The 7,790-nt window shown below is 61.8% G+C and carries 7 protein-coding genes; 3 read left to right on the top strand and 4 right to left on the bottom strand.

The window, feature by feature from the left end; all coding sequences use genetic code 11:
- The 3 genes from Q427_RS07575 to Q427_RS07565 all read right to left on the bottom strand — a co-directional run.
- A partial coding sequence (locus Q427_RS07575; RefSeq protein ID WP_043512548.1) for a PilZ domain-containing protein occupies positions 1-1,047 on the bottom strand: 1,047 nt, incomplete at its 3' end.
- Positions 1,040-2,998, bottom strand: a complete 1,959-nt coding sequence (locus Q427_RS07570; protein ID WP_043512547.1) for a glycosyltransferase — start codon at positions 2,996-2,998, stop codon at positions 1,040-1,042. The genes Q427_RS07570 and Q427_RS07575, both read right to left, overlap by 8 nt.
- A 9-nt stretch (positions 2,999-3,007) precedes the next feature.
- Positions 3,008-4,354 (bottom strand): UDP-glucose dehydrogenase family protein, encoded by a 1,347-nt coding sequence (locus Q427_RS07565; RefSeq protein WP_043512545.1) that lies wholly within the window; start codon positions 4,352-4,354, stop codon positions 3,008-3,010.
- On the opposite strand from Q427_RS07565, the gene Q427_RS07560 reads away from it, so the two are divergent.
- Positions 4,353-4,559: a hypothetical protein gene (locus Q427_RS07560; protein WP_043512542.1), complete on the top strand. Its 207-nt coding sequence runs from the start codon at positions 4,353-4,355 to the stop codon at positions 4,557-4,559. The genes Q427_RS07565 and Q427_RS07560 overlap by 2 nt on opposite strands.
- Positions 4,560-4,717: 158 nt before the next feature.
- Here Q427_RS07560 and Q427_RS07555 read toward each other — a convergent pair whose 3' ends face one another.
- Positions 4,718-6,235, bottom strand: a complete 1,518-nt coding sequence (locus tag Q427_RS07555; protein ID WP_043512539.1) for a RimK family protein — start codon at positions 6,233-6,235, stop codon at positions 4,718-4,720.
- 165 nt (positions 6,236-6,400) lie between these two features.
- Between Q427_RS07555 and Q427_RS07550 the strand changes: the two genes are divergently transcribed.
- Together Q427_RS07550 and Q427_RS07545 are read left to right on the top strand one after the other, a co-directional pair.
- On the top strand, positions 6,401-6,862 hold the full coding sequence (locus Q427_RS07550; protein ID WP_043512537.1) for a GNAT family N-acetyltransferase: 462 nt from the start codon (positions 6,401-6,403) through the stop codon (positions 6,860-6,862).
- Between the two features lie 70 nt (positions 6,863-6,932).
- Positions 6,933-7,418 carry a YajQ family cyclic di-GMP-binding protein gene (locus tag Q427_RS07545; RefSeq protein WP_043512550.1) on the top strand — a complete coding sequence of 162 codons (486 nt, stop codon included), beginning with the start codon at positions 6,933-6,935 and terminating at the stop codon, positions 7,416-7,418.
- Positions 7,419-7,790: the final 372 nt, after the last annotated feature.

Genomic DNA, 7,790 nt, shown 5'->3' with positions numbered 1-7,790 from the left:
TGACTGGCGTGCTTCCAGGGCGGCGATACGGGAGTTCTCGTAATCCCTGACAGTCTCGAACTGCTCGATGCGTGCCTGGGCGATCTCGGGTGACACCGACTCGAAGGTCATGGTGTCGCCGCTGGCAGGCTGGGCCGAGTTGGCCAGACTCACCTCCTGTATTCCGCCGTCGAGGTGCGCTTGCAGGTTCTCGATCAAGCGGTTGTTATAGTCCAGCGCCGCCTCGGCAAGGATCAGGTCGGACTCCAGGTCACTGTTCACGACATTGGTCAGGAACTGGTCTAACTTGACCCGGTCGCCGGCCTGGAGATCATGTGCTGCAAGGATGCCAGGCCCGGGGGCACGTATGTCGATGCGTGGCGCGGTGACAGCGGCGAAATTAGGCTCGATGAGCATGAAGTTGCGATAGGCGGTAGCCGCACCGACCAGCACCAGCAGGCCGATGGCCAGGAACAGCAGGATATAGCGTCCCATCGGCTTGGGTTGACGCGCTGGCGGTGTCGGTTTTACCGCACCGGTCTGACGCTTGCGCGGGGTCTGGGGGTCTTCCCCCGCCATCAACCCCTCGATATTGGGCGAGCGGCCGCTGAGTGCGCTGCGGATGACCTGGCGCAGCAGCTCGCGATGGGGTGGCTCTATCTCGGTGATCTCGAAGCTGACCTGATGGCCTTTGCCGTCGGCAGGCTCGGCGCGCAGGCACTCTGCGCGCAGCGGCACGATAAGCTCGGTGGGTCCAGCCATCATCAACAACGATGCCGATATCCGCTCGCCCGGCTGGAAGGCGCGGTTGCTATGGGCAGAGAAGCCACCCAGGGAAACGTCGCTGCCGTTCAGCGTGCTATCGTCCGACAAGCTGACCCGGAAGGGTATGGCGACGCGGATATAGCCTCTTTCATCACGGCGCTCATGCTGGATGCGATCACCTTTCGTCAGCCGAACGGAATCCTGACCGGCAGGCTCTGGTACTGACGAGCCACCCTCGGGTGTGCTTCCCCCCAGGGTCGGCTCATGGCGTTCTTGGTCGTCGCGGGGAAAGTGGTCAGCCATCCTTAGGTTGCTCCTTGCTTGAGGGTTCGGTCGCAGCCACTTCCGCCATGACGGCTGGCTCGACCATGAGACGAATATTGACGAGTGACAGGGTCTGTTCGTTGAGCGTCAGGTAGCAGCTGGATTCGGTAGTGCAATGCACCGAGCCGTTCAGCGGCTCCCCATTCGGCCCCTGCAAGCGATCGGCAAGGTCCGGGGTGAGAGACAGGGTCGTGGTGCCGGCCACGCCACGGATCTGGTCGGCCATCACACGGCTCTCGTCATGCAGGCTTTCGAAGAGGGTACCGTCCAGGCGATAGCGGCCGGCAGGCATCTGCACGGTGCCGCCCCCCGGTGCATCGGCAATTGCCGCCGAGAGCCATCGATCTACCCGTTCGGGTTGCTGCGAACGTTGCCAGCCCTGGTCGCGCACGATCGACAGGGTCGTGCGGTCGACAGGTTGCATCACACCGGTGGAAAGCATCAGGGCAAACAGCAGGATGCTGTAGGCGAAGCCATGCAGTACATGCCCCATGCGCCGCTGGCGTCCTACGGCGACGGGGTCGCCGGGCTCCCCGGCCGATATCCCCTGGCGTGACCACTTCTGGCGGTTGAAGCGGAAGCTGACATAGGTCTTCAGCATCGCGCCCCACACCTGGTTGTAGTAGATGAGCGGAATCCAGAGCAGGCTGTAACGCCCCCGCTGCCAGGCCAGGATCAGGGTGGCGATGCCACGGGTGAACAGGATCCAGAGGATGTAGGCAAAGAAGAAGGAGGGGCGCACGAACAGCGACACCAGTGTCACCACGGTGGGCCCGACCAGGGTTGTCCACATGGAGATGCGCTGGTCCACCAGGCTCCACCAGGTGAACATGCCCATGGGACGAGGCCCCAGCCCGATGGCACGGTTACTGGTGCGCAGCATGTTGCCGTACCAGCGACGCATCAGGTCGGTGGTCGAGGCGAAGAAGCGGCGTCTGTCCGGTAGCTCCTCGAAGCCGGTGACGTACACATCGGGCAGGTACATCATTCGCCAGCCATTCTTCAACAGCCAATACCAGGAGGACTTGTCGTCCCCGGAAAGGAACTTGAAGTTGCCGAATCGCCAGTGATCCACATGATCGCTCTCGATCAGCTCGATGAAGCTCGGCTGGGTGGCCAGGTCTGCGCGAAAGACGCTATAGCGGCCGGTAAGTACCAGCAGGCGCCGGGATACCGACATCGAACTCATCACCAGGTGGCGCTGGGCGTAGCGCAGGTCATACCACTCGCGGGTTGCGTCGTTACCGGTGACGTCGGCACGGTTGTTGGTCGTCAGCGCCCCCAGGTCTTCCTGGGACTGGAAGAAGGAGAGCGAGCGCTTGAGTGTGCCGGGCTCCAGTCGGATGTCGCCATCCATGGAGACCAGCAGGGAGCCGGGTGCCGGTAGTCTCCGGGAGATGGCCCGCAGAACCTCGGCCATGGCCGAGCGCTTGCCGTCACCCTTCTGGAACATGTACCGGATTTCAATGTGCTCCGGCCAGCCATGCTCGTCCATGACGTGGGTGATGACGTCCACGTCGGTACGGTCCGAGATCGAGGCGAAGATGGTGGTGGGCACGCCATATTCGGCGACTTCCCGCACCATGGCATCGTATACCTGATAGTTGACTTCGGCCTCGATCCGATAGGAGGTGCAGAGCACAAAGAGCTCCGGTGCACGCGCTATCTCGTCCGCGGCATCGGCTTCGGCCCGCAGCCGGGGAAAGATGCGGCGGTTGTACCACACCGAGCGCACAGCCTGTACCAGCCACCAGGAGTAACGCCAGATGGCGATACCCCCGATGACAAAGAAGAAACTCTGCGACTCGGGCGAGAAAACCTCCGACGGCAACTCGCTGACGATAACGATCAGCAGGGCCAGGCCGAGCAGCAGAGTGATCAGCTCCGACACTCGGCTGGCTCCGGTGTGGTCTCGGGGCTTGAGAGACATGTCGACTCCTCAGGCCAGCACGGGCCGCACGGAATCGCCCCGGCCAATGGCGTAATAGCTGATTCCGGCTGCCTTGACGGTGTTGGGTGAGAAGAGATTGCGGCCATCGATAATCACTGGCTCGAGCAGTGTTTCGCGCAGCCCATCGAAATCGATGGTCCGGAAGGCCTTCCACTCGGTGCAGATGACCAGGGCATGGGCACCTTCGAGCGCCTCGTCCCGTCTGTCGGCAAGCACGAGGTCGTCGCGCTCCCCATAGAGGCGTCGACACTCGTGCGAAGCCTCGGGGTCGTAGGCCTGAACGCGGGCCCCGGCATCCCAGAGCGACTCCATCAGCGCCCGGCTCGGCGCTTCGCGCATATCGTCGGTATTGGGCTTGAAGGCCAGGCCCCAGAGCGCGATGGTCTTGCCGGCCAGTTGGCCATCGAAGGCCTGGCAGAGCTTCTCGAACAGCTTGTTCTTCTGGCGGCTGTTGACCCGCTCCACTGCATTGACCATATCGGCAGGATAACCCGCCGCTTCGGCGGTCTGGGCCAATGCCTTGACGTCCTTGGGAAAGCAGGAGCCGCCATAGCCGCACCCTGGGTAGATGAAGCTGTAGCCGATGCGTGGGTCGGAGCCGATGCCGTGGCGCACTTCCTCGACGTCGGCTCCCAGGCGCTCGGCCAGGTTGGCGACTTCGTTGATGAAGCTGATCTTGGTGGCCAGCATGGCGTTGGCGGCATACTTGGTCAGCTCGGCACTGCGCACCCCCATGAAGAGCATCTTGTCGCGTTGGCGGTTGTAGGGGCCGTAACACTCCTGCATCGCACTCTTGACGCGCTCCGAGTCTGTGCCCACCACGATGCGGGATCCGCGGGAGAAATCCTCGATCGCCGCCCCTTCCTTGAGGAATTCCGGATTGGAGCAGACGTCGAACTCCATCGTCAGGCCTCGTTTCTCCAGCGTACTGGCCACGGTCCGTTCCACCTTGCTGGCGGTGCCGACGGGAACCGTGGACTTGTTGACGATGATCTTGTAGCTCCCCATGTGCTCGCCGATGGTCTCGGCCACCTTCAGCACGTACTTCAGGTCGGCGCTGCCATCCTCGTCGGAGGGCGTTCCCACCGCAATGAACTGGAGAAGGCCGAACCGCACGCCTTCAGCTGGGTCGGTGGTGAAGCGGAGTCGGCCAGCCGCCATGTTCTTGCCGATCAGCTCCTCCAGGCCAGGCTCGTAGATCGGCACCTCGCCAGCGTTGAGGCGCTCGACTTTCTCCTGGTCCACGTCGACACAGGTGATGTCGTGGCCCACATCGGCCAGGCAGGCACCTGTCACGAGTCCCACATAACCGGAACCGAAGATAGTAATCCTCATGATCGTCTTGCTCCTTGCTGAAAGGCCCTTCCATGAAATCAGCGCCATCTCTCGGAAGCTCCAAGGACTGATGACGGCGCAGGGCCAGAAACGTTGGTTCGCGTTCAAGACGTCAGCAACAATCGCGCCAGAAATGAAAATCAGCGTAGAAACAAGGAGCTGGCATTATTACGTGTCATCGACCGATGACGTCGTTGCTCCATGACGTCGTAGTATTGCGACGTCATGGGCGTGACTCGAGGGGGAGGTTGCAGATCAAGGATTTGTGGTGTCTCTAAATGGCGACGCCCCATCGAAGGGTTCTAAGTAAGTTTTTGATTTACAATATTTTAATGGGTGACGGGGCGTGAGTGGGGTAGGGGGTTAGTCAGGTAGACTTATTCCACCTGCCTGATGTCGACGTGCTTCCATGCGTGTCAGAAAGACGCGCATGATGCGCTCATACAATGCCTTGCCCAGCACCGCATCCTCGATGCCGGCATCGACATTGGGGTTGTCGTTGACCTCGATGACGACGACACGCTCGCCGGCCTGCTTGAGGTCCACACCATAGAAGCCCTTGCCGATCAGGCGGGTGGCCTTGAGGGCCGCCTGCAATACGGCGGGTGGGGCCTCCCCGGGGTCGTGGGTCGTGAAGCCGCCGCTTTTCATTCGGTCACCGGAATGGTCATAGATCTGCCAGTGGCCACGGGCCATGTAGTAGCAGCTGGCGAAGAGGACCTGACCGTCGAGTACGCCGATGCGCCAGTCGTACTCGGTAGGCAGCCACTCCTGGAGCAGCAGCAGTGCCGAGGTCTCGAACAGCTCGGCTGCCTCGTGTTCCAGTTGGTCGGGGTCCGATACCTTCACCACGCCGCGGGAAAAGGCGCCGTCAGGCACCTTCAGTACCAGTGGAAACGTCATGCCGTTAAGCGATTCGGAGAGGCGGCCTCGCTCCCCGCGCTTGATCAGACGACCTTCCGGCGCCGGCACTCCCCGGGCCCGCAGCAGGGCATGCAGATACACCTTGTTGGTGCAGCGCAGGATATCCTGGGGGGTGTCGATCACCACCAGGCCTTCATGCTCTGCCAGCCTGGCCATACGGTAAGTGTGGTGATCGAGGCCAGTGGTTTCACGAATGAAGAGGGCGTCGAATTCGGCTAGCCGGCCCATATCGAGCCGGGTGATGAGCGACACGTCGATTCCCAGGCGTCGCCCCGCGCGGATGAAAGCGCGAAGCGCGCCACGATTGCTGGGGGGCAGGGCTTCCTGGGGATCGATGAGAATCGCCAGGTCGAAGCGATATCGCCGACGCGCCTTGGGTGTGCGCCATACCTTGAGCGAGTGCCGGTTGAGTGCCGTGGCGAACAGGTCCTGCTCGTCGAGGGTCAGGTCGCGCAGTCGCAGTGGCTTGAGCCGTGCCAGACGCCAGAGGTCGTGACGACGAACCAGGCGGGCTTCCAGCAGCGGACAGGGCAGCCGCTCGAACAGACGCCGTGCAAGCTTGCTCAGCCCAGGCTCGCGACATTCGCCGAACAGCAGGCGCAGCGAAACCTGGTCTCCGGGAAGCTGTCCCTCGCGGGCGAGTTCACCGAGCAGTGGGGCCAACGGGTCCAGCTGCAAGTCGGTCAGTGACTTGCGGGCCAGGGCGTTGAGTGTTTCCACCGTGGGCAGCACTCGCTGCCCTCTTGCCTGAGCAAGTAGCGAGACATAGTAGCCGCTGCCCAGGTAGTCCAGATCGCTGCACAGGTTGATGACATGGGTGGCACGGTCCTGGTCGTCGCGGCTGGTACGATGCTGGCGGTCCATCGACAGGAAATCGTCGGCACTGACCAGGTCTTCGGTGGGGTAATAGGGCCGCCAGTCATTCAGGCGATCAACGACGATACGCAGCGGGCACATGGCATTCCTGGCGAGATGGGAGGGCGGTTGGAGAGGTGTTCAGCATGCCCTTGAGCGGGGTTATGGACAAGATGGTGGCAGCCTGAAATGATTTCATGCAGCGTGGCACTGACAAGAGTGCGACACGTCGCGACAATCCGTTGCTGCCAACCTGGAATTCATGACATGACCGTTACGTTGCGCGAGGCGCAGGCCAAGGATCTGGATGCCCTCGTCCGTCTCGAGCAGATCGCCTTCGAGGGTGATCGTTTCAGCCGTCGGCAACTCTGGCACCTGCTCAATCGTGCCAACGCCCATGTCCTGCTGGTCGAGACCCTCGAGAGACGCCTGCTGGGCCATGGCATCCTGCTGTTTCGTCGAAGCAGCCAGCGGGTGCGTCTCTACTCCTTCTGTGTGCATCCCGAGGCGCGCGGCATGGGGATCGGTCGACAGTTGCTCGAGTCCCTGGAGCAGGAGGCACGTCGGCGCGGCGGTGAGCGGCTGACTCTGGAGGTGCGGGCCGACAATCGGGCGGCGTTGGCACTGTATCGCCGGATGGGCTTTAGCCTGCAGCGTTGGCTGGAAGACTATTATGAGGATGGGTGCGCCGGCTGGCAGATGGAAAAGCCACTGGGGTCGACGCGGTAGGGCCAAGATGTCCAGCGGCTGCTAGAATGCGCTTCCACCCCCTTTCTTAACCGGCCAGTGGGACTTGATCATGCCATCCTTCGATATCGTTTCCGAATTCGACAAGCACGAAGCCAGCAATGCCGTTGACCAGGCCAACCGCGAGATTCAGGGCCGCTTCGACTTCAAGGGTGTAACGGCAAGCCTCGAACTCAATGGCGACACCGTTCAGCTCGAGGCCGAGGTCGATTTCCAGTTGACGCAGATGCTAGACGTGCTGCGCAATCGGTTGATTGCCCGTGGCATCGATGCCCGCTGCATGGATCCCCAGGATCCCGAGCTCTCCGGCGTCCGGGCTCGCCAGCAGATCGTCCTGAAGCAGGGGCTCGAGCAGAAGGAAGCCAAGGATATCGTCAAGCGCATCAAGGACAGTAAGCTCAAGGTCCAGGCCCAGATCCAGGGCGACAAGGTCCGCGTGACCGGCAAGAAGCGCGACGACCTGCAGCAGGTGATGGCCCTGTTGCGGGGCGAGGGCGGGCCCGACCTGGCGCTTCAGTTCGACAACTTCCGGGATTGAGCGAATGCCTTGGCATCGTTGCTGCCCTGCCCTCGATAGACGACCTTATTGCACTGCGGCATGATGCAGGTCAAGTAAAGATCCAAGTGGCCTTGAAAACTTCTCGTCCGCCACCAACCTTGTATTGGCCAAGGGGCAACCCCACGGCACTGGGTATTCCGTTTGCATCACGTTGGATTGATCAAACAGGAGGTGGCGTATGAATCTGCAAAAACTCTCACCCTGGAACTGGTTCAAGAGCGAGAGCGCCGATGCACCGGCTCCGCCCTCCACGGTGGAGCCACGGCGGGGTGAGCTTACACCGTTGCTGGGTATGCATCAGGAACTGGATCGCTGGATGGATAACGTCATGCGGCAGTTCGGCATGCCGTC

This window comes from Halomonas sp. BC04 (assembly GCF_000568385.1).
Note: the sequence above shows the minus strand (reverse complement) of the source record. Positions and strands in the feature narration are given on the sequence as shown.

Bases quoted from the DNA above. Each gene is read 5' to 3' on its own strand.
- Q427_RS07570 (WP_043512547.1), bottom strand. From the start codon at position 2,998: ATGTCTCTCAAGCCCCGAGACCACACCGGAGCCAGCCGAGTGTCGGAG.
- Q427_RS07560 (WP_043512542.1), top strand. From the start codon at position 4,353: ATGATCGTCTTGCTCCTTGCTGAAAGGCCCTTCCATGAAATCAGCGCC.
- Q427_RS07565 (WP_043512545.1), bottom strand. From the start codon at position 4,354: ATGAGGATTACTATCTTCGGTTCCGGTTATGTGGGACTCGTGACAGGT.
- Q427_RS07555 (WP_043512539.1), bottom strand. From the start codon at position 6,235: ATGTGCCCGCTGCGTATCGTCGTTGATCGCCTGAATGACTGGCGGCCC.
- Q427_RS07550 (WP_043512537.1), top strand. From the start codon at position 6,401: ATGACCGTTACGTTGCGCGAGGCGCAGGCCAAGGATCTGGATGCCCTC.
- Q427_RS07545 (WP_043512550.1), top strand. From the start codon at position 6,933: ATGCCATCCTTCGATATCGTTTCCGAATTCGACAAGCACGAAGCCAGC.